The organism is Streptomyces sp. NPDC015131 (assembly GCF_043079975.1).
GTDB lineage: Bacteria > Actinomycetota > Actinomycetes > Streptomycetales > Streptomycetaceae > Streptomyces.
Map to the genome: position 1 here is coordinate 673,486 of NZ_JBIBVB010000003.1, position 23,391 is coordinate 696,876.

General features: G+C 74.9%; 19 protein-coding genes and 1 pseudogene. 6 read left to right on the forward strand and 14 right to left on the reverse strand.

The genetic code is table 11. From position 1 onward, the window contains the following. A complete protein-coding gene (locus ACF08D_RS14310; RefSeq protein ID WP_392222897.1) occupies window positions 1-243 on the reverse strand; it encodes an SCO4848 family membrane protein in 243 nt (80 codons plus the stop codon). A gap of 85 nt (window positions 244-328) precedes the next feature. Between ACF08D_RS14310 and ACF08D_RS14315 the strand changes: the two genes are divergently transcribed. After that, entirely contained in the window at window positions 329-1,624 is a 1,296-nt protein-coding gene (locus tag ACF08D_RS14315; protein WP_392222898.1) for a D-alanyl-D-alanine carboxypeptidase family protein, read from the forward strand. Here ACF08D_RS14315 and ACF08D_RS14320 read toward each other — a convergent pair. The 4 genes and pseudogenes from ACF08D_RS14320 to ACF08D_RS14335 form a co-directional block, all read right to left on the reverse strand. Next, the gene (locus ACF08D_RS14320; RefSeq protein ID WP_392222899.1) at window positions 1,557-2,459 is read right to left on the reverse strand and encodes a YihY/virulence factor BrkB family protein; all 903 of its coding nucleotides are present in this window, start codon (window positions 2,457-2,459) and stop codon (window positions 1,557-1,559) included. The genes ACF08D_RS14315 and ACF08D_RS14320 overlap by 68 nt on opposite strands. Beyond that, a pseudogene (locus ACF08D_RS14325) lies at window positions 2,447-2,888 on the reverse strand (GtrA family protein). Before ACF08D_RS14325 ends, ACF08D_RS14320 begins: the two are co-directional and overlap by 13 nt. Continuing rightward, window positions 2,849-3,760 carry a decaprenyl-phosphate phosphoribosyltransferase gene (locus ACF08D_RS14330; RefSeq protein ID WP_392222900.1) on the reverse strand — a complete coding sequence of 304 codons (912 nt, stop codon included), beginning with the start codon at window positions 3,758-3,760 and terminating at the stop codon, window positions 2,849-2,851. Before ACF08D_RS14330 ends, ACF08D_RS14325 begins: the two are co-directional and overlap by 40 nt. Then, a complete protein-coding gene (locus ACF08D_RS14335) occupies window positions 3,753-4,421 on the reverse strand; it encodes a phosphatase PAP2 family protein (protein ID WP_392222901.1) in 669 nt (222 codons plus the stop codon). Before ACF08D_RS14335 ends, ACF08D_RS14330 begins: the two co-directional genes overlap by 8 nt. Window positions 4,422-4,601: 180 nt before the next feature. Between ACF08D_RS14335 and ACF08D_RS14340 the strand changes: the two genes are divergently transcribed. Next, window positions 4,602-5,981 (forward strand): FAD-binding protein, encoded by a 1,380-nt coding sequence (locus ACF08D_RS14340; protein WP_392222902.1) that lies wholly within the window; start codon window positions 4,602-4,604, stop codon window positions 5,979-5,981. 70 nt (window positions 5,982-6,051) lie between these two features. Further along, window positions 6,052-6,822: a decaprenylphospho-beta-D-erythro-pentofuranosid-2-ulose 2-reductase gene (locus tag ACF08D_RS14345; protein WP_392222903.1), complete on the forward strand. Its 771-nt coding sequence runs from the start codon at window positions 6,052-6,054 to the stop codon at window positions 6,820-6,822. A gap of 33 nt (window positions 6,823-6,855) precedes the next feature. Here ACF08D_RS14345 and ACF08D_RS14350 read toward each other — a convergent pair whose 3' ends face one another. Then, on the reverse strand, window positions 6,856-7,446 hold the full coding sequence (locus ACF08D_RS14350; protein WP_392222904.1) for a 2'-5' RNA ligase family protein: 591 nt from the start codon (window positions 7,444-7,446) through the stop codon (window positions 6,856-6,858). Window positions 7,447-7,602: 156 nt separating this feature from the next. Then, the gene (gene trpS, locus ACF08D_RS14355; RefSeq protein WP_392222905.1) at window positions 7,603-8,616 is read right to left on the reverse strand and encodes a tryptophan--tRNA ligase; all 1,014 of its coding nucleotides are present in this window, start codon (window positions 8,614-8,616) and stop codon (window positions 7,603-7,605) included. A 205-nt stretch (window positions 8,617-8,821) separates the two neighbouring features. Here trpS and rocD point away from each other — a divergent pair, with 205 nt between their 5' ends. Beyond that, complete coding sequence (rocD, locus tag ACF08D_RS14360; protein ID WP_392222906.1) at window positions 8,822-10,024, forward strand: ornithine--oxo-acid transaminase; 1,203 nt, start codon at window positions 8,822-8,824, stop codon at window positions 10,022-10,024. A gap of 98 nt (window positions 10,025-10,122) precedes the next feature. On the opposite strand, the gene ACF08D_RS14365 is transcribed toward rocD, so the two are convergent. Beyond that, window positions 10,123-11,529 (reverse strand): PLP-dependent aminotransferase family protein, encoded by a 1,407-nt coding sequence (locus ACF08D_RS14365; protein WP_392222907.1) that lies wholly within the window; start codon window positions 11,527-11,529, stop codon window positions 10,123-10,125. 47 nt (window positions 11,530-11,576) lie between these two features. Between ACF08D_RS14365 and ACF08D_RS14370 the strand changes: the two genes are divergently transcribed. Next, on the forward strand, window positions 11,577-12,128 hold the full coding sequence (locus ACF08D_RS14370; protein ID WP_392222908.1) for a carboxymuconolactone decarboxylase family protein: 552 nt from the start codon (window positions 11,577-11,579) through the stop codon (window positions 12,126-12,128). A gap of 45 nt (window positions 12,129-12,173) precedes the next feature. On the opposite strand, the gene ACF08D_RS14375 is transcribed toward ACF08D_RS14370, so the two are convergent. Next, window positions 12,174-13,241, reverse strand: coding sequence for a GNAT family N-acetyltransferase (locus ACF08D_RS14375; RefSeq protein WP_392222909.1), 1,068 nt, complete (start codon window positions 13,239-13,241; stop codon window positions 12,174-12,176). Window positions 13,242-13,394: 153 nt separating this feature from the next. On the opposite strand from ACF08D_RS14375, the gene ACF08D_RS14380 reads away from it, so the two are divergent. Next, window positions 13,395-16,250, forward strand: coding sequence for a SpoIIE family protein phosphatase (locus ACF08D_RS14380; RefSeq protein WP_392222910.1), 2,856 nt, complete (start codon window positions 13,395-13,397; stop codon window positions 16,248-16,250). 57 nt (window positions 16,251-16,307) lie between these two features. On the opposite strand, the gene ACF08D_RS14385 is transcribed toward ACF08D_RS14380, so the two are convergent. Genes ACF08D_RS14385 through ACF08D_RS14405 form a run of 5 tightly spaced genes read right to left on the reverse strand, consistent with a single transcriptional unit; the run spans window position 16,308 to window position 23,348 of the window. After that, window positions 16,308-17,264, reverse strand: a complete 957-nt coding sequence (locus ACF08D_RS14385; protein WP_392222911.1) for an ABC transporter substrate-binding protein — start codon at window positions 17,262-17,264, stop codon at window positions 16,308-16,310. 1 nt (window position 17,265) lies between these two features. Then, window positions 17,266-19,170, reverse strand: coding sequence for an ABC transporter permease subunit (locus ACF08D_RS14390; protein WP_392222912.1), 1,905 nt, complete (start codon window positions 19,168-19,170; stop codon window positions 17,266-17,268). Then, the gene (locus tag ACF08D_RS14395; RefSeq protein ID WP_392222913.1) at window positions 19,167-20,258 is read right to left on the reverse strand and encodes a glycine betaine/L-proline ABC transporter ATP-binding protein; all 1,092 of its coding nucleotides are present in this window, start codon (window positions 20,256-20,258) and stop codon (window positions 19,167-19,169) included. The genes ACF08D_RS14390 and ACF08D_RS14395 overlap by 4 nt, the downstream gene beginning before the upstream one ends. Continuing rightward, window positions 20,258-21,820: a GMC family oxidoreductase gene (locus tag ACF08D_RS14400; protein WP_392222914.1), complete on the reverse strand. Its 1,563-nt coding sequence runs from the start codon at window positions 21,818-21,820 to the stop codon at window positions 20,258-20,260. Before ACF08D_RS14400 ends, ACF08D_RS14395 begins: the two co-directional genes overlap by 1 nt. Before the next feature lie 43 nt (window positions 21,821-21,863). After that, the gene (locus ACF08D_RS14405; protein WP_392222915.1) at window positions 21,864-23,348 is read right to left on the reverse strand and encodes an aldehyde dehydrogenase family protein; all 1,485 of its coding nucleotides are present in this window, start codon (window positions 23,346-23,348) and stop codon (window positions 21,864-21,866) included. Window positions 23,349-23,391: the final 43 nt, after the last annotated feature.

Below are 23,391 nucleotides of genomic sequence, written 5' to 3' on the forward strand. Positions count from 1 at the left end.
CTATCCGGCGCGGCGCGCGGCGCGCACCCCACGCAACCCGATGGCGCCCACGACCGTCCCCAGAACAAAGGACGTGATGGCGAGCAGCAGATGCACCCAGAAGTAGGCGGTCGGGTCGCCCGCGTCGTCGAAGGCGAGACCGCTGCCGTCGTTCCAGAGATTCTTGACGAAAGTGATCCAGATGAACCAGCTCCACACCCCGAAGGCGAGCAGGAACCAGGAGGCGGAGCGACCGAGCTTCATGGGTTCAGTATCGCCACCGCCCGCCGGGCGCCTCCCGCGGGGTGGGGTGCCGGTGCCGCCGGGGGCCCCCTGTACGTTCTCGTCCGTGCCCGCTTCGAAGAAGACCGCCGTGAGGAAGTCCGTCGCGGCGCTCGCCGCCGCCGCGCTGCTGCCCGTCCTCGCCGCCGCGCCCGCCGCCGCGGCCCCCCGGGCGGACGAGGAGGAGAAGCAGCCGAAGCCGCCCGCCGTGATGTCCACGGTCGGCGGGCTGAAGCTCGGCAGGCCCGGTACGCAGGTGAACCTGGTGCCGGGGGTGCCGGTGCTGCCCAAGGAGGTCACGGGCCGCTCCTGGATCGTGGCCGACGCGGAGAGCGGGGACGTGCTGGCCTCGCACAACGCGCACTGGCGGCTGCCCCCGGCGTCCACGCTGAAGATGCTGTTCGCGGACACGGTGCTGCCGAAGCTGCCCCGGAACCGGTCGCACACGGTCACGCCCGGGGAGCTGGCCAAGGTCGGCGAGGGCTCCAGCCTGGTCGGGGTGAAGGAGAAGCAGGCGTACACCGTGCACGACCTGTGGCTGGGTGTCTTCCTGCGGTCCGGCAACGACGCCGTGCACGTGCTGTCCGCGATGAACGGCGGCATCGGCAAGACGGTCAGGGACATGAACGAGCGCGCCGCCGAACTCCAGGCGCTGGACACCCATGTGGTGTCGCCGGACGGCTACGACGCGGCGGGCCAGGTCTCGTCCGCGTACGACCTGACGCTCATCGCCCGCAGCGGGATGCAGAACAAAGACTTCCGGGAGTACTGCTCGACGCCGCGCGCGGCCTTCCCCGGCGAGGTCAAGCCGGGCAACAAGAAGCGGTCGACGTTCGAGATCCAGAACACCAACCGGCTGCTGACCGGGGACTACGGCATCCCGGCGTACCAGGGGATCGCCGGGGTGAAGAACGGCAGCACCACGCACGCGGGCGCCACCTTCACCGGGGTGGCCGAGCGGAACGGCAGGGTGCTGCTGGTCACGGTGATGAACCCGTCCGCGAAGGAGGGCCACGCCGTCTACAAGGAGGCGGCCCGCCTGCTGGACTGGGGCTTCACGGCGGCCGGGAAGGTGAAGCCGGTCGGCGAGCTGGTGCCGCCGAAGTCGGCGGGCGCCGGCTCGGGGGCGGACGCGGGCGGCGGCACCGGGCAGACCCGGCCGGACGGCGGCGGCCAGGCGGCCGGCGGTGACGGCGGGGCGACGGTCGCGGCGGCCGGGGGCACGAACGGGGCCGGGACGGCGCTGGTGGTGGCCGGCGGGGTGCTGGTGCTGATGGCGGGCGGCTGGTTCATGGTCAACCGGCGGTGGCCGCTGCCCGATCTGGTGCGTCGTCGTCGCCGGGACGGGTCCGGGAACGCGTAGCGGTCCAGGCGGCGCAGAACAGCAGCAGCTTGGCGGTGAAGTTGATCCAGAGCAGCAGCGCCACCGGGACGCCGAAGGCGCCGTACATCGACTTCGCCGCCACGTCGCGCATATAGCCGCCGAGCAGCAGCTTCAGCGCCTCGAAGCCCACCGCGCCGATCAGGGCGGCCACGGCGAGGCGGCGGCGCGGCGGGTGGACGCCGGGCAGCAGGCTCAGCACGTACAGCAGGATCAGGAAGTCGGCGAGCACCGCGACGGCGAGGGCGACGGCCTGGAGCAGCACGCCCCCGGCGCCGCTCTCGGAGATGCCGATCCGCTCGGCGGTCCAGCCGACGGTGGTGGAGCCCAGCCACGAGGCGGCGAGCGAGGCGAGGCCGGTGGCGCCCAGGCCGAGCAGGATCACCGCGTCCTTGCCCTTGCGGACGACCGGGTTGCCCTCGTCCCGGTCGTCGATGCGCCACACCGCGCGCAGGCAGTCGCGCATGGAGCCGACCCAGCCGATGCCGGTGAACAGCAGCAGGGCGCCCGCGACCAGGCCGACGGTGCCGGCGTTGGCGACCAGGGCGTCCAGGTCGAGCTGGTCGGAGATGCCGGGCACCTGCTCGGCGATCTTCTCCTCCAGGGTGCGCAGCTGCTCGGTGCTCAGCAGCGCGGCGCCGACCGCCGCGGCCACGGTGATCAGCGGGAAGAGGGCCAGGAAGCTGATGAAGGTGATGGCGGCGGCCAGCCGCGTCCAGTGGGCCGCGTCGAGGGTCTCGTACGAGCGCCACGCGTGGGTCCGCATCAGGCGGGCGGCCCAGGGGCCGATGACGGGAAGCTTGGTCAGCCAGTCCATGACGTGCCTCTACCCCCTGGTGCCGAAGACGAGTGCGCGGGTGCCCCAGTAGCGGACGCAGGTGGCGAGGGCCATGCCCACGCCCAGCCCGGAGACGGTGTCGGCGAGCGGGGAGGTCAGGCCGAGGACGTGGTGCGAGGTGGCGAGGCAGGCGAGCTGGACGGCGGCCCCGGCGAGGTTGACGCCGAAGAAGGCCCCGTACTGGCGCAGATGGAGGCCGCGGCGGTAGGTGCCCAGGGCGTTGCCGAGGTAGGCGACCGTGCAGCCGGCGAGGAAGGCCAGCGCCTTGGCGGGCAGCGGGTCGAGGTGCGGCCGGAGGGCGAGGAAGAGGGCGAGGTCGGCGGCGTACGCGAAGCCGCCGGCGATCAGGAAGCCGGTCGCCTCGCGCCTCACGGGTCGGCCACCGCCATCCCGTACATGGCGAGCCAGGCCAGCCCGATGACGGCGAGCGGGCGGTCGCGCAGGACGACGTCCTCGGGCGCCCCGGCGGTGCCGCGGTCGGCGAAGACCGCGTAGCGCAGCACGGCGAGGATGAAGGCGATGGTGGAGAGCTGGCGCCAGGTGCCGCTGTGCTCCAGGGCCCACAGGCAGTAGCCGAGGACGGCGACCCCGGCGGCGAGCTGCCAGACGAAGCGGAGGTAGCCGGTGGTGTACTCGGTCAGCAGGACGCGGGTGGCGCCGTCCCGCCCGGCCATCTGGACGGCCTCGGAGTAGCGCTTGGCGGCCACCATGAACAGGGCGCCGAAGCCGGTGGTGATGAGGAACCAGCGCGACAGCGGGATGCCGAGCGCCACCCCGCCGATCATGGCCCGCATCACGAACCCGGTGGTGACCACGGCCAGGTCCACCACCAGGACGTGCTTGAGGCGCAGGCAGTACGCGAGCTGCATCACCAGGTACGCGGCGAGCAGCGCGGCCGTCAGGGGGTTGCACAGGGCGGCGGCGCCGGTCAGCGCCCCGAGCGCGAGGAGGGCGCCGGTGCCGTACGCCACCGGGACGGGGACGTCGCCGGCGGCGACCGGGCGGCGGCACTTGACCGGGTGGGCGCGGTCGGCGTCGGCGTCGCGGGCGTCGTTCACCAGGTAGACGGCCGCCGCGGCGGCGGTGAACAGGGCGAAGACCAGGGCCAGTTGGAGGGCGGTGTGCCGGGAGGCGAGCTGCCCGGCGGCGGCCGGGGCGGCCACCACCAGCAGGTTCTTGACCCACTGGCGGGGCCGGGCGGTGCGGAGCAGCCCCAGCGGCAGGACGGCGACCGGGGGCACCGGGCGGGTGACGGCCGCGGCGACGGTCGGTTCACCCATGGGGGCCTCCGGGGCGGACGGCGGTGAGGCTGGTGCGGCCGGTGCGGCTGGTGCGGGCTGTGGGGCCGATGCGACTGGTGGGGCTGGTGCCGTCTGTGCAGAAACGATCCGCCAGGTCCCCGAGCGCCCAGGTCCGGCCCAGCCGGGCCGTGGCGGCGCCGAGCAGGGCGCCGGCCGCCACGTCGCTCGGGTAGTGCACCCCGAGCACCAGCCGGGACAGGCACATCGCCGCCGCCACCGGCGCGCCCACCCGCAGCGCACCCGGGCGCAGCGCCCCGAAGGCCACGGCGGCGGCGACCGCCGAGGCGGCGTGCGAGCTGGGGAAGGAGTGCCGCCCCAGCACCGGGCGCGGCAGCCGGCCCGCCCGCGCGGGCGCCTGCCGGGCCGACGGGGGGCGGGGGCGGCGTACGAGCCGTTTGACGGCCGTACCGGTCAGATGGGCGGCGGCCGTCAGCCCCGCCGCCCGCAGCCAGGCGCCGCGCCGGGGCGGGTCGGCCGCCGCGCCGAGGAGGCCGGCCGCGAGCCAGAGCGCCCCGTGCTCACCGGCGTACGACAGCGTCCGCGCGGTCCTCTCGACCACCGGCCGGCGGTGGCCGCAGGCGTGCAGCGCACCCAGCAGCCGGCGATCGGCACCCTCCCACCGGGCGCCCGCGTATCGCATCCTCCGCCACCCCTTTCGTCGGTCCCGTGGACGGGAGCACCACGGCCGACTCTCGCCTGCCGGGGGGCGAAGGACGCGGCAATCTTTCATGACACTCGTTTAATCACCCATTTCGGCGAGCCGGACGACGCGGCCGACAAACCCGTCAAACGACGCAAGTACGGCGATACGGTCGCCCCTATGCCGTCCCCGTCACTCCCCCTCCCCGCACCCGCCGAGCGCATCGAGCCGGTCACCGGCTGGGGCCGCACCGCGCCCACCGCCGCCCGGGTGATCCGCCCCCGCAGCTACGAGGAGGCCGCCGCGGCCGTCCGCGCCTGCGGGGCGCGCGGAAGCATCGCCCGGGGCCTCGGCCGGGCCTACGGCGACGCCGCGCAGAACGCGGGCGGGGCCGTCCTCGACATGACCGGCCTCTCCCGGGTCCGCTCGGTCGACGCCGAGGCCGGGCTGGTCGTCTGCGAGGCGGGCGTCAGCCTGCACCGGCTGATGGAGGTGCTGCTGCCGCTCGGCCTGTTCGTCCCGGTCACCCCCGGCACCCGCTACGTCACGGTCGGCGGGGCGATCGGCGCCGACATCCACGGCAAGAACCACCACGTCTCCGGCTCCTTCGGCCGCCATGTGCGGTCCTTCGAGCTGCTGACGGCCGACGGCACCGTGCGCACCGTGCCGCGCGGCACCGGCCTGTTCGACGCCACCACCGGCGGCATGGGCCTGACCGGGGTGATCCTCTCCGCGACCGTGGAGCTGCTGCCCGTCGAGACGTCCTGGATGTCGGTCGACACCGAACGCGCCACCGACCTCGACGACCTGATGGCCCGCCTCACCGAGGGCGACGACGCCCACCGCTACTCGGTCGCCTGGATCGACCTCCTCGCGCGCGGCGCCGCCACCGGCCGCGCGGTCCTCACCCGGGGCGACCACGCGCCGCGCGCCGCGCTGACCCGGCGCGCGCTGCGCGACCCGCTCGGCTTCCGCCCCGGCCGGCTGCCCGCCGCGCCCGCGTACGTGCCCGAGAGCCTGCTGAGCCGCCCGGCGGTCGGCCTCTTCAACGAGCTCTGGTACCGCAGGGCGCCCCGGCGGCGCACCGGGGAGCTGCAGCGGCTGTCCGCCTTCTTCCACCCCTTGGACGGCGTCCCCCACTGGAACCGGGTGTACGGGCGCGGGGGCTTCGTGCAGTACCAGTTCGTCGTCGGCCACGGCCAGGAGGAGACCCTGCGCCGCGTGGTGCGCCGGATCGCGCGCCGGGGCTGCCCGTCCTTCCTGGCGGTCCTCAAGCGGTTCGGCGCGGCCGACCCCGGCTGGCTGTCCTTCCCGGTGCCCGGCTGGACGCTCGCCCTGGACATCCCGGCCGGGCTCAGCGGCCTGGGCGCCTTCCTCGACGAGCTGGACGAGGAGGTGGTGGGCGCGGGCGGGCGCGTCTACCTCGCCAAGGACTCCCGGCTGCGCCCGGACGCGCTGCGCGCCATGTACCCCCGGCTCCCCGACTTCCGGGCCCTGCGCGCCGAGCTGGACCCCCGGGGGGTCTTCACCTCGGACCTCGCCCGCCGCCTGTCCCTGTGACCCGCGTGGTCCGCCCGTACGCACCGCCGCCCGTGAACCGCCGCCTGCCCGTGTGAAGGAGTACGCCGTCATGAAGGACGCCTTCGGCGCCCCCCAGTCCCTGCTCGTCCTCGGGGGCACCTCCGAGATCGGGCTCGCCACCGCCCGCCGCCTGATCGCCCGCCGCACCCGCACGGTGTGGCTGGCCGGGCGGCCCTCCCCCGCCCTGGAGGCCGCGGCGGCGTCGCTGCGCGAGCTGCGCACCGGGGAGGACCCGGTGACCGTCCGCACCGTCCCCTTCGACGCCCTGGAGCCCGCCGCGCACGAGGAGGTCCTCGGCAAGGTCTTCGCCGAGGGCGACATCGACATGGTGCTGCTCGCCTTCGGCGTGCTGGGCGACCAGGGCCATGACGAGGCGGCGCCGCTGGCGGCCGTCCGGGTCGCCCAGACCAACTACACCGGCGCCGTGTCGGCCGGCCTGACCTGCGCGAACGCCCTGCGCGCCCAGGGCCACGGCTCCCTGGTGGTGCTGTCGTCGGTGGCCGGCGAGCGGGCCCGGCGGGTCAACTTCATCTACGGGTCCAGCAAGGCGGGCCTGGACGCCTTCACCCAGGGCCTCGGCGACGCCCTGCACGGCACGGGCGTCCACGTCATGGTGGTCAGGCCCGGTTTCGTACGGACGCGGATGACGGCCCGGCTGGAGGACGGGCCGATGGCGACCACCCCGGAGGCCGTGGCGCACGCCATCGAGCAGGGCCTGTGGCGCCGCTCGGAGACGGTGTGGGTGCCCGGCGCGCTCCGGCTGGTGATGACGGTCCTGCGGCACCTGCCGCGCGCGCTCTTCCGGCGCCTGCCGGTGTGAGGCGCCGGGTACGGGCGGCGGGCGGCCGGGCCGTCAGGTACGGGAGCCGGCCGGCTCGTCCACGGGTGAGCCCTGGGCGGGCACGGACGGCGCCGGGCGGCCGCCGCCGAACGCGTACTCGGACAGCTTCCGCCACACCCCGTCCGCGCCCTGCTCGTAGAGGGCGAACGAGCCGACGGTCCAGGCGGCCTCGAAGTCGGTCAGCTCCTCGTACGCCCGGTCCATCGCCTCCTCGGCGATGCCGTGCGCGACCGTGACGTGCGGGTGGTACGGGAACTGCAGCTCCCGCTCCAGCGGTCCGGACGCCTCCCGGACCCGCTGCTGGAGCCAGGAGCAGGCCGCCGCGCCCTCCACGACCTGGACGAAGACGACCGGCGACAGCGGACGGAAGGTGCCCGTGCCGGACAGCCGCATGGGGAACGAGCGGGAGGCCGCCGCGACCCCCGCGAGGTGCGCCCGGACCGCCGGCAGCCGCGCCGCGTCGACCTCGGTCGGCGGGAGCAGCGTGACGTGCGTGGGGATGCCGTGGGCCGCGGGGTCACCGAAGCCCGCGCGCCGCTCCTGGAGCAGGCTGCCGTAGGGCTCCGGGACCGCGATCGAAACGCCGAGCGTTACGGTCCCCACGTCGTTCTCCTCAGGTGTGATCGGTATGGGTGGGCGGGTGCGCGGGCCGCCGGTGGCGGTCCGCCGCCGTCAGCCGCCAGTGTGGCGGCTGGACCGGCCGTGTGACCAGAGCGTCCGGGACCGGCTCCGCGCGCCGGTCCCGGTGCCCGGGCACGGTCAGTGCTTGGCGGGCAGGAAGCCCACCTTCTGGTAGGTCTGGGCGAGCGTCTCGGCGGCCACCGCGCGGGCCTTCTCCGCGCCCTTGGCCAGGAGGGAGTCCAGCGTCTCGGGGTCGTCCAGGTATTCCTGGGTGCGGTTCCGGAACGGGGTCACGAAGTCGACCATGATCTCGGCGAGGTCGGTCTTCAGCGCGCCGTACATCTTGCCCTCGTAGCCCCGCTCCAGGTCGGGGACGGAGGTGCCGGTCAGCACGGACATGATCGTCAGCAGATTGCTGACGCCCGGCTTGTGCTCGGGGTCGAAGCGGATCACGGTGTCGGTGTCGGTCACCGCGCTCTTCACCTTCTTCGCGGTCGCCTTCGGCTCGTCCAGGAGGTTGATCAGGCCCTTCGGGGTGGAGGCCGACTTGCTCATCTTGACCGAGGGGTCCTGAAGGTCGTAGATCTTCGCGGTCTCCTTCAGGATGTACGGAGCGGGGACCGTGAACGTCTCACCGAAGCGGGTGTTGAACCGCTCCGCGAGGTCGCGCGTCAGCTCGATGTGCTGGCGCTGGTCCTCGCCGACCGGCACGTGCTGGGCCTGGTACAGCAGGATGTCGGCGACCTGGAGGACCGGGTACGTGAAAAGGCCGACCGTGGTGCGGTCGGCGCCCTGCTTGGCGGACTTGTCCTTGAACTGCGTCATGCGGGACGCCTCGCCGAAGCCGGTCAGGCAGTTCATCACCCAGGCGAGCTGCGCGTGCTCGGGGACGTGGCTCTGGACGAAGAGCGTGCAGCGCTCGGGGTCGAGCCCGGCGGCCAGCAGCTGGGCGGCGGCGAGCCGGGTGTTGGCCCGCAGCTGCGCCGGCTCCTGCGGGATGGTGATGGCGTGCAGGTCGACGACCATGTAGAAGGCGTCGTGGGTCTCCTGGAGCGCCACCCACTGCCGGACCGCGCCGAGGTAGTTGCCGAGGTGGAAGGAGCCGGCGGTGGGCTGGATCCCGGAGAGCACGCGAGGACGATCAGAGGCCATGTCCCTCATTCTCTCAGTTGCCGCCGACAGGTCGGGAACGCCCGGGGCTGAGACGCCCGACACAGCCGCCGCCCCCGGCCCGGCCCTCACGTCCGTACGGCCGGGCCTTCCCGTACGTACGGGCGAGGTTTCCCCGTCCGTACGGCGAGCGACGATAGAAAGGGGCGCCACTCCCGCCCCACGCCGCAGAACGAACGGAGAACCCGTGTCGAGAACACAAGAGGCGATCGCTTCCGCGGAGGCGCACAGCGCGCACAACTACCACCCGTTGCCGGTCGTCGTCGCGTCGGCGGAGGGCGCCTGGATGACCGATGTCGAGGGGCGCCGGTACCTCGACATGCTCGCCGGGTACTCGGCGCTCAACTTCGGGCACGGCAACCGGCGGTTGATCGACGCGGCGAAGGCGCAGCTGGAGCGGGTGACGCTGACGTCCCGGGCGTTCCACCACGACCGGTTCGCGGAGTTCTGCGAGCGGCTGGCGGACTTCTGCGGCATGGAGATGGTCCTGCCGATGAACACCGGCGCGGAGGCGGTGGAGACGGCCGTCAAGACCGCCCGCAAGTGGGGCTACCGCGTCAAGGGCGTCCCGGACGGCACGGCGAAGATCATCGTGGCGGCGGACAACTTCCACGGCCGGACGACGACGATCGTGAGCTTCTCCACCGACCCCGAGGCGCGGGCGGACCACGGCCCGTACACCCCGGGCTTCGAGATCGTGCCGTACGGGGACCTGGCGGCGATGGACGCGGCCATGACGGAGAACACCGTGGCCGTGCTGCTGGAGCCGATCCAGGGCGAGGCGGGCGTGCTGGTGCCGCCCGCCGGGTACCTGCCGGCGGTCCGGGAGCTGACCCGGCGGCGGAACGTGCTGTTCGTCGCGGACGAGATCCAGTCGGGCCTGGGCCGCACGGGCCGCTCCTTCGCCTGCGAGCACGAGGGCGTCGTCCCCGACATGTACCTGCTGGGCAAGGCGCTGGGCGGCGGTGTGGTGCCGGTGTCGGCGGTGGTCTCGAGCGCCGAGGTCCTGGGCGTGCACCGGCCGGGCGAGCACGGCTCGACGTTCGGCGGCAACCCGCTGGCGTGCGCGGTGGCGCTGGAGGTGCTGGCGATGCTGGGCACCGGTGAGTACCAGCAGCGGGCGGCGGAGCTGGGCGACCACCTCCACCAGGAGCTGGGGCTGATGGTGGGCGGCGGGGCCGTGGAGCGGGTCCGCGGCCGGGGCCTGTGGGCCGGGGTGGACATCGTGCCGTCCCTCGGCTCGGGCCGGGAGATCTCGGAACGGCTGATGGACCGGGGCGTCCTGGTGAAGGACACCCACGGCTCCACCATCCGGATCGCCCCGCCCCTGGTGATCAGCAAGGAGGACCTGGACTGGGGCCTGGAGCAGCTGCGCCAGGTGCTGCGCTGAGCCTGTGCCTTCCGCGGCGGGGCCGTTGGCCGGGCGGGAGCCATCGGCCGGGCGCCGGGGCCTTTGACCGGGCGCCCGCGCCGGGGCCTTCGGCCGGGTCAGGGCAGGGCGCGGCAGAGGGCGTCCAGGGCGCCGGGCCAGGCGCTGTCCGTCGGGGTGGCGTAGCCCACCACCAGCGCGTCGCGGCCGGGCGGGACGCCGGGGTGCCGGTAGCGGTCCAGGCCGTGGAGGGCGAGGCCCTGCCAGGCGGCGGCCTGGACGACGGTCCGCTCGGTGCCCGGCGGCAGCTCCAGCACCGCGTGCAGGCCCGCCGCGATGCCGCTGACCCGTATGTGCGACGACCGCTCGGCGAGCGCGGCCACCAGCTGGTCGCGCCGCCGGCGGTAGCGCAGCCGCATGCTCCGCACATGCCGGTCGTACGCGCCGGAGCGGAGGAACTCCGCCAGAGTGAGCTGGTCCAGGGTGCCGGTCACCCAGTCCGAGGTGCCCTTGGCGGCCAGCACCTCGCCGACCAGGTCCTCGGGCAGCACCATCCAGCCCAGCCGCAGCCCGGGCGTCAGGGACTTGCTGGCCGTGCCGAGGTACACGACCCGCTCGGGATCCAGGCCCTGGAGGGCGCCGACCGGCCGGCGGTCGTAGCGGAACTCGCCGTCGTAGTCGTCCTCCAGGACCAGCCCCCCGGTGCGCCGCGCCCAGTCGACGGCGGCGGCCCGCCGGTCCGGGGGCAGCGCGCCGCCCAGCGGGAACTGGTGGGCCGCCGTGATGAGCAGGGCGCCCTGCCGGTCCAGGTCGCCGGTGCGGGTGCCGTGGTCGTCGAACGGCAGGGCGGGGGTGCGCAGTCCGGCTCCGCCGAGGAGGTCCCAGTGGACGTCGAGGCCGTACGACTCGACGGCGACCTCCCGCACCCGGCGGTCGCGCAGCACGCGGGCCATCAGCCGCAGCCCGTGCACGAATCCGGCGCAGATCACCACGCGGTCGGGGTGGGCGTGCACGCCCCGCGCGCGGGCCAGGTAGTCGGCGAGGGCGGCGCGCAGCTCGGGCCGGCCGTGCGGTCCGGCGTAGCCGAGCGCCTCGTGCGGGGCGGCGGTCAGCGCCCGGCGGGACGCCGTGAGCCACGCGTCGCGCGGGAACGAGCCGAGGTCGGGGGTGCCGGGGCACAGGGTGTGCGCGGGCGGGCGCCGCACCGGGGGGCGGCGCCCGGCCGGGGCGCGGGGCCCGGCGGCCGGCCCGGGGCGGGGGGCGGTGCGCCGCGCCACCCGGGTGCCGGAGCCCTGCCGGGCGGTGAGCCAGCCCTCGGCGACCAGCTCGGCGTAGGCGTCGGCGACCGTGTTGCGGGCGACGCCCAGGTCGGCGGCGAGGGACCGGGAGGACGGCAGCCGTGTCCCGGGCGCCAGCCGCCCGCTGCGCACGGCCTCCCGCAGCGCCTCCATCAGGCCGGACCGCAGCCCGGGGCCCCGCAGCTCCAGATGGAGGTCCGCCCCGGAAGTGGCCCAGGAATCCGTCATGGGAATGGACCATACCGGTGCGCCACTGAGCCCCTAGGGTCGGACGCATGACGACAGAGACGACAGAGACGACAGAGACGACGGAGTACCCGGCCCACACGCGGGCGACGAGCGAGTACGCCCCCGAGCACAGCCCCCGGCTGGCCTGGGCGGAGCGGGCGCCGGAGGTCTACAAGGCGATGGTCCGGCTGGACGCGGCGGCCCGGCAGGGCATCGACCCGGTCCTGCTGGAGCTGGTCAAGATCCGGGCCTCGCAGCTCAACCACTGCGCCTACTGCCTGGACATGCACACCAAGGACGCCCTCGCGGCCGGCGAGTCGGTCGACCGGATCGTGCAGCTGAGCGCCTGGGAGGAGTCGCGCCACTTCTACACGGAGCGGGAGCTGGCGGCGCTCGAACTGACCGAGGCCGTCACGGTCCTGACGGACGGTTTCGTCCCGGACGAGGTCTTCGCGCGGGCCGCCGGGCACTTCGACGAGACGGAACTGGCCCATCTGGTCGCCGCGATCAATGTGATCAACGCCTGGAACCGGTTCGCCGTCACCACCCGGATGGTGCCGGGCCACTACACGCCGGGGCAGCACCGGGCCGCCAAGTAGCGCGGGCGGCGGCCCGGTCGGCCGGGGCGGTCGGCCGGGGCGCCGTCAGCCGGTGCGGCGCAGCTCGTGGACCGTGCCGGCGCCGTCCGCGCGGACGCGGGTGAAGCCGGCGCGGGCGAGGACGGCCTCGGAGGCGGTGTTGCCGGGCTCGGTGGTGGCGCGCAGGGCGCTCGCCTCCGGGCGGGTGAGGGCCCAGTCGGCGAGGGCGCGCAGGGCCTCGGTGGCGTACCCGTGGCCGCGGGCGCCCTCCACCAGGTCGTAACCCACCTCGGCGTGGCCGTCGGCGTCCGGGGCGGCGTGGAAGCCTATGGCGCCCACCGCGCGGCGGTCGGCGGCGCGGACGATGGCGTAGGTGCCCCAGCCGCGGCGGTAGCCGCCGTCCTCGTGCGCCCGGGCCACGATCCCGCCGGCGACGCGGGTGCCCTCGGGCGGGCCGCCCGGCGCCCAGACGACGTTGCCGCTGCCGCCGGCGTGCAGGTCGGCGGCCGCGTCGGGCAGCACCTCGCACAGCAGCAGCCGCTCGGTGCGCAGGAGTTCGGCGTACCAGCGCCAGGCGGTCTGGCGGGGCAGGCCGTCCGCGTCGGCCCGGCCGGTGGCCCACAGCAGGGTGTGCCACGGGTCGTCGCCGACGACCGGGAGGTGCGGGAAGATGCTGTCCAGGACGCGGGCGCAGAGGCCGGCGGGGGCCGGGGGGGCCGGAACGCCGAGGGCGCCGGTGACGTCGTAGGTGTGCAGCAGCGCCTCGACCACGCCCATGGCCGCGAAGCCGTCCGGTCCGGCCATGCCGTACGGGTGCCAGGCGCGGACGTCGCCGGGCGTGGTGCGGACGGCCGAGGACAGCAGGCCGCCGGTCGCCTTCAGCACGTGGATCAGCCCGGCGGGCCCGGTGCCGGGCGCGGCGGTGATGTCGAAGGGGACGTAGGAGTCGTCGGTCGGGCCGGTCAGCTGGGCGGCGTAGCCGAGGAAGCACGAGGCGATGTGCACCGCCGTGTCGTGGCAGCTCCACTCCAGCCCGGCGGCGGGCGCGTCCCAGTCGCGGTCCGCCACCCCCTCCAGGGCACGGGTCGTGTACGCGACCGCCTCGTCGATGTCGGATGCCCCCATGATCGTCATACCGGCGACCCTAGGACCGCGCGGGGCGGCGGGGCCATCGGTTTCCGGCCGTCAGCCTGTCCGGCGGGCCGCTTGTGTCCGGCGACCCCGGGGGCCGACCGCCCCCGAGGCCACGACAGCACATGGTTCGATATGCCCGATTATCCTGGCTCTGTGGACGATCACGGTGAGCAGAGGCCGCCCGGCGCCGGAGTGCGCCCGGAGATCCTCGCCTCCTGGCGGCGCTCGGAGTCGCTCGGGATCGGCGCCGAGGGCGCGCCGCTGCCGGTGGAGGGCGACCTCGACCCCGAGTCCCGGCTGATCCGGGCGGCCGCGCCGGTGCTCGACCAGCTGTGCGAGCGGTTCGCGGGGCTGCCGGTCACGGTGGCGCTGGCCGACGCCCGCGCGACCCTCGTCGACCGGCGGGGCGACCCGGCGGGGCTGGAGCTGATGGACGCCGCCTCCCTGGTGCCGGGCGCCAACGTCGACGAGCGGTTCATGGGCACCAGCAGCGTCAGCATGGTCCTCAGCACCCGGGCGCCCTTCGTGGTGGTCGGCCACGAGCACTTCCTGCACAGCCTCAAGGAGCTGACCTGCATGGCCGCCCCGGTGCGCGACCCGGTGGGCGGCACCGTGCAGGGCGCGGTCAACCTCTCCGTACCGAAGGACCTGGCCGAACCGGGCATGGCCCTGGTCCTCCAGGCCGCCACCGAGCGCATCGGCGCGCGCCTGCTGGAGCTGAGCACCGCCCGGGAGCGCGGCCTGATGCGCTCCTTCCTGCGGGCCCGGGAGCGCGGCGGGCACGGCCGGCTCCACCTGGGCTCCGGCGAGCTGGCCCCCTACGGCACGGCCGCGCCGCCGCTCGCGCCGGACGAGCGGCTGGCGCTGCTGGAGAGCGCCATCGACCTCATCGGCTCCCCCGCCACCGCGCTGGCGGAAGTGCCGCTGGCCGGCGGGCGGGTGGCCACCCTGCGCCGCCAGGAGCTGCGCCACGGCGAGGCGGAGGGCGCGGCGGTGGAGGTCAGCTTCGGCGACGGGCGCGGCGAGGGTGGAGGCGGCAGCGGCCGGGGCGGTGCCTCGCATCCTCCCCCGGCTGGGGACACGCCCCGGACCGGCCCCGCGCCCGAGCCCGAGGAGCCCGGCGGCTCCGGCGGGCACCGGTCCGACGCCTGGCTGCTGCTGGTGGGCGAGCAGGGCGTGGGCCGCCTCGCCGCCGAGGCGCGCGGGCGGCTGTCGCTGCTGAACGAGGCGGGGGTGCGCGTCGGCACCACCCTGGACATGCGGCGCACCGCCGAGGAGCTGGCGGAGATCGCCGTGCCCCGGTTCGCCGACCTCGTGGTGGTCGACCTGGTCGCGGGCGCCCTGGAGGGCGAGGACCTCCCGGCCGGCCCGCCCGCCCCCGGGACGGCGCTGCGCCGGGTGGCGGCACGCCCGGACAACGCGGGCGGCGCGGACGGGCCGGGTGAGGCGGGCGGCGCCGGTGAGGCGATCGCCACCGGCGGGCCGGGCGGGCCGGGCGGGCCGGGCGGGCCGGGTGAGGCGATCGCCACCGGCGGGCCGGACGGAGCGGGCGGGTGGCCGCCCGGGTCCCCGCAGGCCCGGTGCCTGGCCACCGGGCGGCCGGTGACCGACCTCGTGGACGCCGGGCCCCTCGGCCCCGGGCAGCACGCCTACCTGGGCGCCCCGCTGCGGGCGGGCGACACCGTGCTGGGCGTGGCCGGATTCCACCGGCGCGGCAGGCACCGCCCGTACGAGCAGGACGACCTGGTCCTGGCGGGCGAACTCGCCGCCCGTACCGCCATCGCCCTCGACAACGCCCGCCGCCACCACGGCGAGCACCGGGCCTCGCTGGCCCTCCAGCGCAGCCTGCTGCCGCGCGCCACGCCCCGGGTGTCGGCCGCCGGGCTCGCCCACCGGTACCTGCCGGCCGACGCGCACGCGGGCGTGGGCGGCGACTGGTTCGACGCGATACCCCTGTCGGGCATGCGGATCGCCCTGGTCGTCGGGGACGTGGCCGGGCAGGGCGTCCAGGCGGCGGCCACCATGGGCCGGCTGCGGACCGCCGTCCGCACCCTGGCGGCCATGGACCTGCCGCCCGAGGAGGTCCTCGGCCACCTGGACGACCTGGTCGGCCGGGGCGACGACCCGCTGGGCGGACCGGCCGGCGAGATGGACCCGGCCACCGGGGCGACCTGCCTGTACGCCGTGTACGACCCGGTCACCTGCCACTGCACGGCCGCCCGCGCCGGCCACCCGCCGCCCGCGCTGCTGCCGCCGGGCGGCCCGGCGCGGCTGCTCGACCCGCCGGCCGGACCGCCGCTGGGGCTCGGCGGCCTCCACCCGTACGAGTCCGCCGTGTTCGCCCTCCCGGAGGGCAGCCTGCTGGCCCTCTACACGGACGGGCTGCTCAAGGAAGCCCGCGGCTTCGGGCGCACCGACCCCGAGGCCCGTGTGGACCGGTTCCTGAGGGCGCTCGACGGGCCGCCGGACGCCCCGCTGGAGGGTGTCTGCGACCGGGTGACCGCCGCCCTGCTGCCGGACGGCCCACGCGACGACGTGGCGCTGCTGCTGGCCCGGACGCGCGCCCTGCCCGAGGACCGGGTGGCGGCCTGGGAGCTGCCCTCGGACCCCTCGATGGTCGCCCGCGCCCGCGAGCTGACCCACCGTCAGCTGGTCGAATGGGACCTGACCGAACTGGACTTCAGCACCGGCCTGGTGGTCAGCGAGCTGGTCACCAACGCCATCCGGTACGGCGGCGACGGCCCCGTGTGCCTGCGCCTGCTCCGCGACGGGGCGCTGATCTGCGAGGTGTCTGACCGCAGCAACACCTCCCCGCGCATCCGCCGGGCGGCGACCACCGAGGAGGGCGGGCGCGGGCTGTTCCTGGTGGCGCGGTTCACCAGGAGCTGGGGCGCCCGTTTCATGCCGCAGGGCAAGACCGTCTGGGCCGAGCAGGTCCCGCCCCGCGGGCGCGGCGCCCCGGAGCCGGACGAGGAGACGCTGCTGGCGATGTTCGACGACCCCGGCTGAGCGCCCCGGCCTCCCGGCCCCGGGATCGTTCCCGGGGCCGGAGGGCATGGGCCGCCGTCACGGCAGCCAGGCGCGCCAGGTGGGCTCGTTGGCCTTCACCCACTTCTCCGCCGCCTCCTCGGGCGACAGCTTCTGCTCGGCGATCATCAGCGCCACCTCGTTCTGCGCCTCCGTCGTCCAGCGGAACTTCTTCAGGAAGGCCGCCGCCTCCCCGCCCTTCTCGGCGAAGTCGGCGTTGAGGAACTTCCGCAGCGGCGTGTGCGGGTAGGCGCAGGCCACCTTGTCCGGGTCGGCGTCGCAGCCCTCCTTGTACGCGGGCAGCTTCACCTCCGTCATCGGCACCTTCTCGAACAGCCACTGGGGCTTGTACCAGTACGTCAGGAACGGCTTCTTCTCCTTGGCGAACTGCTTGATCTGGGTGATCTGCGCCGCCTCGGAGCCCGCGAAGACCACCTTGTAGTCCAGGCCGAGGTTCTTCACCAGCGCCTTGTCGTTGGTGACGTACGACGGCGAGCCGTCGAGGAGCTGTCCCTTGCCGCCGCTCTCCGCGGTGCGGAGCCGGTCGGCGTACTTGTCGAGGTTCTTCCAGTCGGTGACGTCCGGGTGCGCTTCGGCGAAGTACGTCGGTACGAACCAGCCGATGTGACCGGTCACGCCCAGCTCGCCGCCGGGCGCGATGGTCTTCTTGTCCTCGACGTACCGCTGCTCCTGCTCCGGGTGGCCCCAGTCCTCCAGAAGGGCGTCCACCCGGCCCTGGCTGAGCGCGTCCCAGGCGGGGACCTCGTCGACCTGGACGGTGTCGACGCGGTAGCCCAGCTCGTGCTCCAGCAGGTACTTCGCCACGGCGACATTGGCCTGGGCGCCCACCCACGACTGGACGGAGAGGGTGACCGTTTTCGCCCCCTCGGCGGCGGCGTAGGGGGACGCCTGCCTGGTCATGTCGGCCGCGCCGCAGCCGGTGAGGGTCACCAGGGCGAGCGCCCCGGCGGCGAGGGCGGTCGTGCGCGTACGCATCTCACGCCTCCTTTCCGGTCGGCTGGGTGACCCGGTCGAGCATCAGGCCCAGGCAGACGATCGCGGCGCCGGCGACCAGACCGGTCGCCAGGTCGCCCTGGGCGAGGCCGAAGACCACGTCGTACCCGAGCGCGCCACCGCCGACCAGGCCGCCGATGATGACGACGGCGAGGACCAGGACGACCGCCTGGTTGACGGCGAGCAGCAGCGCGGGCCGGGCGAGCGGCAGCTGCACCTGGCGCAGTTGCTGCCAGCCGGTGGCGCCCAGCGAGCGGGCGGACTCCAGCGCGACCGGGTCGACCCCGCGCAGGCCCTGGGTGGTGATGCGGACGACGGCGGGCAGGGCGTACACCACGGCGGCGGCGACCGCCGGGGCGCGGCCCACGCCGAACAGCGCGACCACCGGGATCAGGTAGACGAACTGCGGCATGGTCTGGAAGACGTCCAGGACCGGGCGCAGGGCCCGTTCCAGCCGGGCGCTGCGCGCGGCGGCGACGGCGGTGCCGAAGCCCAGGACGAGGGTGACGGCGACGGCGGCGAGCACCTGGGAGAGGGTGTCGAGCGACGCGTCCCACACTCCGAGGACCCCGGTGGCGGCCATCGCGGCGACGGCCGTCAGCGCGGAGCGCCAGGTGCCGACGAGCAGCGCCAGCACTCCGACGGCCAGCAGCAGCGCCCACCAGGGCAGCGCCTGGAGGCCGTCGCGTACGGGGTCGAGGACCCAGCCGGTGAAGCCGGCCGCCCAGTCGGCGGTGCCGCCGACGACCGGGACGCCCGAGTAGAGGTGGGCGGTCATCCAGTCGACGGCGCGGTTGACCGGCTCGGCGATGCCCAGGTGCCAGGCGGCGGGCCAGGACGTCCCGCCGGCGAGGCGTCCGGCGACGGCGGCGGCGACGGCCGCGGCGCCCCACAGCGGCCAGCCGCGGGCCGCGAGCCCCGCGTGCGGGCGGGCGCCCGTGGCCGTACGGTCCAGGACGACCGCGAGCAGCACGATCGGGATGCCGGCGGCGAGCGCGGCGCCCACGTCCACGGAGGCGAGCGCCTGGTAGACGCGGTCGCCCAGGCCGCCGGCGCCGATGACCGACGCGATGACGGCCATCGACAGCGCCATCATGATCGACTGGTTGACGCCCAGGAGGAGTTCCCCGCGGGCCAGCGGGAGGCGGGCGGTGAGCAGCCGCTGCCGGCCGGTGGCGCCGAGCGAGGCGGACGCCTCCAGGACGCCGGGGTCCGCGCCGCGCAGACCGAGCGCGGTGAGGCGGGCCATGGGCGGCGCGGCGTAGACGACGGTGGCGAGGACGGCGGCGGGGACACCGATGCCGAAGACCAGGACGACCGGCAGGAGGTACGCGAAGGCGGGCAGCACCTGCATGGTGTCGAGCACCGGCCGCAGCGCCCGGTAGGTGCGGTCGGAGAGCCCGGCGGCGAGGCCGAGGAGGGCGCCGAGGGCGACGGACGCGGCCACCGCGACGATCATCAGGGCGAGGGTCTGCATGGTGGGGACCCACATGCCGAGCAGCCCGCAGGCGGCGAAGGCCGCGACGGCGGTGGCCCCGAGGCGGGGACCGGCCGCCCGCCAGGCGAGGAGCCCGGCCGCGGCGGTGACTCCGGCCCAGCCGGCGGCGAGGAGCATCAGGTAGACGGCGCGCACGGACAGCACGACGGCGTTGCTGACGTGGCCGAGGAAGTGCAGGAACAGCGGGTGGCTGTCGCGGTTGTCGATGATCCAGTCGCTGGCGGAGCCGAGCGGTCCGGACAGGTCGACGGAGAGGGAGGCGGGCCAGCTGCCGCGGCCGGCGAGGAGGAGGCCGAGCGGGGCGATGACGAGGGCGGCGGCCAGCGGCCAGTAGCGGCGCACGGCGGCCGGCAGCCGGGTCTGGGCGGGGGCGGTCACGGCTGCGGTCATGCCGCCGCCTTCCTCACGGGGACGCCCGCAACGACCGAGAGCAGTCCCTCGTGGTCCACGACGCCCACGCAGCGGCCCGCGTCGACGACCCGGACCGGTCCGCCGCTGCGGGCGACGGCCTCGATGGCCTCGGACACGGTGGCGCCGGGCGCGACGGCCGGGCCGGACTCGGCGTCCCCGGCGCACGGCGGGCGCATGGCGGAGCGCACGGTGATCACCTGCTCGCGCGGCACGTCCCGGACGAAGTCGCGTACGTAGTCGTCGGCGGGCGAGCCGACGATCTCCTCGGGCGTGCCGAGCTGCACGATCCGCCCGTCGCGCATCAGGGCGATGCGGTCGCCCAGGCGCAGCGCCTCGTTGAGGTCGTGGGTGATGAAGACCATCGTGCGGCCCTCCTCGCGGTGGAGCCGGACGACCTCCTCCTGCATGTCGCGCCGGATCAGCGGGTCGAGCGCGCTGAACGGCTCGTCGAACAGGAGGACTTCGGGGTCCACGGCGAGGGCGCGGGCGAGCCCCACGCGCTGCTGCTGGCCGCCGGAGAGCTGGCCGGGCCTGCGCTCCTCCATACCGCCCAGGCCGACCTTGGTGACGACCTCGGCGGCCCTGGCGCGCCGCTCGGCGCGGCCCATGCCCTGGATCTCCAGGCCGTACGCCACATTGTCGAGGACCGTGCGGTGCGGCAGCAGGCCGAAGTGCTGGAAGACCATGGCGGCGCGGTGGCGGCGCAGTTCGCGCAGGCGCGCCTTGTCCATGGACAGGATGTCCTCGCCGTCGATGGCGACGCTGCCCGAGGTGGGCTCGATGAGCCGGGTCAGGCAGCGGACGAGGGTGGACTTGCCGGAGCCGGACAGGCCCATGACGACGAACACCTCGCCCTTGCGGACGTCGAAGGAGACGTCCCGGACGGCCGCGGTGCAGCCGGTGCGCTCGCGCAGCTCGGCCGCGGGCAGCGCGGCGAGTTCCGGCGAGCCGGGGACGCGCTCGGCCTTGGGGCCGAAGACCTTCCACAGGCCCTCGACCGAGAAGACCGGCGCCGGGCCGGAGTTCGGGTCGGGGCTGGTATCACCGCTGATCTTGTCACTGTTCATCAGGCACCGCCTCCCAGCAGTTCCGCCGCCTTTTCGCCGACCATCAGCACCCCGATCATCGGGTTGACGGCGGGCATGGTCGGGAAGACGGACGCGTCGGCGATCCGGATGCCGTCGAGTCCGCGGATCCGCAAGTCGGGTCCGACGACCGCCTGTTCGTCGTCCACCGCGCCCATGCGGCAGGTGCCGGCGGGGTGGTAGACGGTGTGGGCGACCTTGCGGGCGTACTCGCTCAGCTCCTCGTCACCGGTGACGTCGGGGCCCGGGCAGACCTCGCGGGTGAGCCAGCCGGCGAGCGGCTCGGTCTTCGCGATCTCGCGGGCGATGCGGATGCCGTCGACCAGGGTGCGGGCGTCGTAGTCGTCCTCGTCGGTGAAGTACCGGAAGTCGAGGGCGGGCTTGACCTCGGGGTCGGCGCTGGTGAGGTAGAGCCGGCCGCGGCTGCGCGGCTTGGGGATGTTCGGGGTCATCGACACGCCGTGCGCGGGGCGTTCGTAGCCGAGGCGCTCGGGGTTGTCGGTGAAGGGGATCTGGTAGAAGTGGAACATCAGGTCCGGGCCCCGGGACTCGGGGTCGCGGCGGACGAAGAGGCCCGCGTCGCTGTCCATGGCGGAGTTCTCGGGGATGGGCCCGTCGGTCTCCCAGACGATGACCGACTCGGGGTGGTCGAGCAGGTTCTCGCCGACGCCCGGCAGGTCGTGGACGACGGGGATGCCGAGCCGTTCGAGGTCCTCGCGGGGGCCGATCCCGGAGTGCAGCAGCAGCCGGGGCGTGTCGACGGCGCCCGCGCAGACCAGGACCTCGCGGCGGGCGGTGACGAGCCGTTCGGTGCCGTCCTTGGCGCGGACGTGCACCCCGGTGGCGCGGGTGCCGTCCAGCTCCAGCCGGTACGCCCAGGTCTCCAGCATCAGGTGGAGGTTGGCGCGCTCGTCCATGACCGGGTGCAGGTAGGCGACCGACGCGGACGAGCGCTTGTTGTCCTCCGGGTGGTACGCGAGGTCGAAGAAGCCGACGCCCTCGTGGAACGGCTTCTTGTTGAACCCCTCCACGCGCGGGACGCCGAGCGCGGCCTGGGCGGCGTCGACGAAGTCCCGGGCGATGGCGTTCCGGTCCTTCTCGTCGACGGAGACGATGTTGTTGAGGAGCTTGCCGAAGTACCGGTCCATCGCGGCGGCGTTCCAGCCCTCGGCGCCCGCCTCCTCCCACTCGTCCCAGTCGGACGGCAGCGGCTTGAAGGAGATGAGGGTGTTGTGCGAGGAGCAGCCGCCGAGCACCCGGGCGCGGCTGTGCCGGATGTGCGAGTTGCCGCGCGGCTGCTCGGTGGTCGGGTAGTCGTAGTCGAGGTCGCCGCCGAGCAGGCCCATCCAGCGGCGGAGGGTGAGCACGTCGGGGCGGTCGACGTCGGAGGGGCCGCCCTCGATGACGGCGACGGTGACGCCGGGGTCCGCGCTGAGCCGGTGCGCGATGACGGAGCCGGCGGTGCCGCCGCCGACGATGACGTAGTCGTACTCGGCGCTCGCTGCGCTCTCGGCGTGCTCGGTGTGCTGGGTGTTCTCGGTCAATGTGCTGTTCCCTTGTCGTCCCTGTCGTCCCCGCGCGGCCGGTTCAGCCCGCGAACCAGCGCACGGGGCGCGGGGCGAGGTTCTGGTAGACGTGCTTGGTCTCGCGGTACTCGGCGAGCCCGGCGGGGCCGAGCTCGCGGCCGATGCCGCTCTTGCCGAAGCCGCCCCACTCCGCCTGCGGCAGGTAGGGGTGGAAGTCGTTGATCCAGACGGTGCCGTGGCGCAGCCGTCCGGCGACGCGCCGGGCGCGGCCGGGGTCGGCGGACCAGACGCCGCCGGCCAGGCCGTACTCGGTGTCGTTGGCGAGGGCGACGGCCTCGTCCTCGGTGCGGAAGGTCTCGACGGTGAGGACCGGGCCGAAGACCTCCTCGCGCACCACGCGCATGGTGCGGTGGCAGCGGTCGAGCACGGTGGGGCGGTAGAAGTAGCCGGGGCCCTCGGGCCGTTCGCCGCCGGCGCGCAGGACGGCGCCCTCGGCGAGGGCGGAGGCGACGTACTCCTCGGTGCGGGCGAGCTGCTGGGCGGAGACCAGGGGGCCGCACTCGACGCCCTTGTCGGTGCCGCGCCCGAGGCGGATCTTCTCGGCGCGGCGGGCCAGTTCGGTGACGAACCGGTCGCGCAGGGACTCCTCGACGATCAGGCGGGAGCCGGCCGAGCAGACCTGGCCGCTGTGGATGAAGGCGGCGTTGAGCGCCTGGTCGACGGCGGTGTCGAAGCCCTCGTCGGTGGCGCAGGCGTCGGCGAAGACGACGTTGGGGTTCTTGCCGCCGAGTTCGAGGGCGACCTTCTTGACGCTGTCGGCGGCGGCGCGCATCACCTTCGTACCGCTGACCAGGCCGCCGGTGAAGGACACCAGGTCGACGTCCGGGTGTTCGGACATCCGGGCCCCGACGGGGTCGCCGGCACCAGTGACCAGGTTGGCCACGCCGTCCGGGAGGCCGGCCTCGGCGAGGAGCCGGACGAGGGCGACGGTGGTGAGCGGGGTGATCTCGCTCGGCTTGATCACGAAGGTGTTGCCGGCGGCGAGCGCCGGGGCGACCTTCCAGCTGGCCTGGAGGAGCGGGTAGTTCCAGGGGGTGATCAGCGCGCAGACGCCGACCGGCTCGTGCACGACGACGCTGTGGACGTCGGGGCTGCCGGCGTCGACGACCCGGCCGCCGCTCTCGTTCGTCACGAGGTCGGCGAAGTAGCGGAAGGCGTCGGTCACGCAGTCGACGTCGACGCGGCCCTCTTCCAGGGTCTTTCCGGCGTCGCGGCTCTCCAGCAGGCCGAGGCTCTCGCGGTCGCGCTGGAGCAGGTCCGCGACCCGGCGCAGCAGCGCGGCCCGTTCGGCGACGGGGGTGCGGGGCCAGGGACCCTCGTCGAACGCGGCGCGCGCGGCGGCTATGGCGGCGTCGGTGTCCTCGGCCCCGCCCTCCGCGACGACCGCGAGGGTCGTGGCGTCGGCGGGGTCGAGGATCTCGCGGGTGGCTCCGGTGGCGGCGTCCCGCCACTCCCCGCCCACGTGGATGGTCTTCTGGTCCGACACGTCGCGTTTCGCCTTCCGTTCCCGTGGGTTGTGTCACCGACCG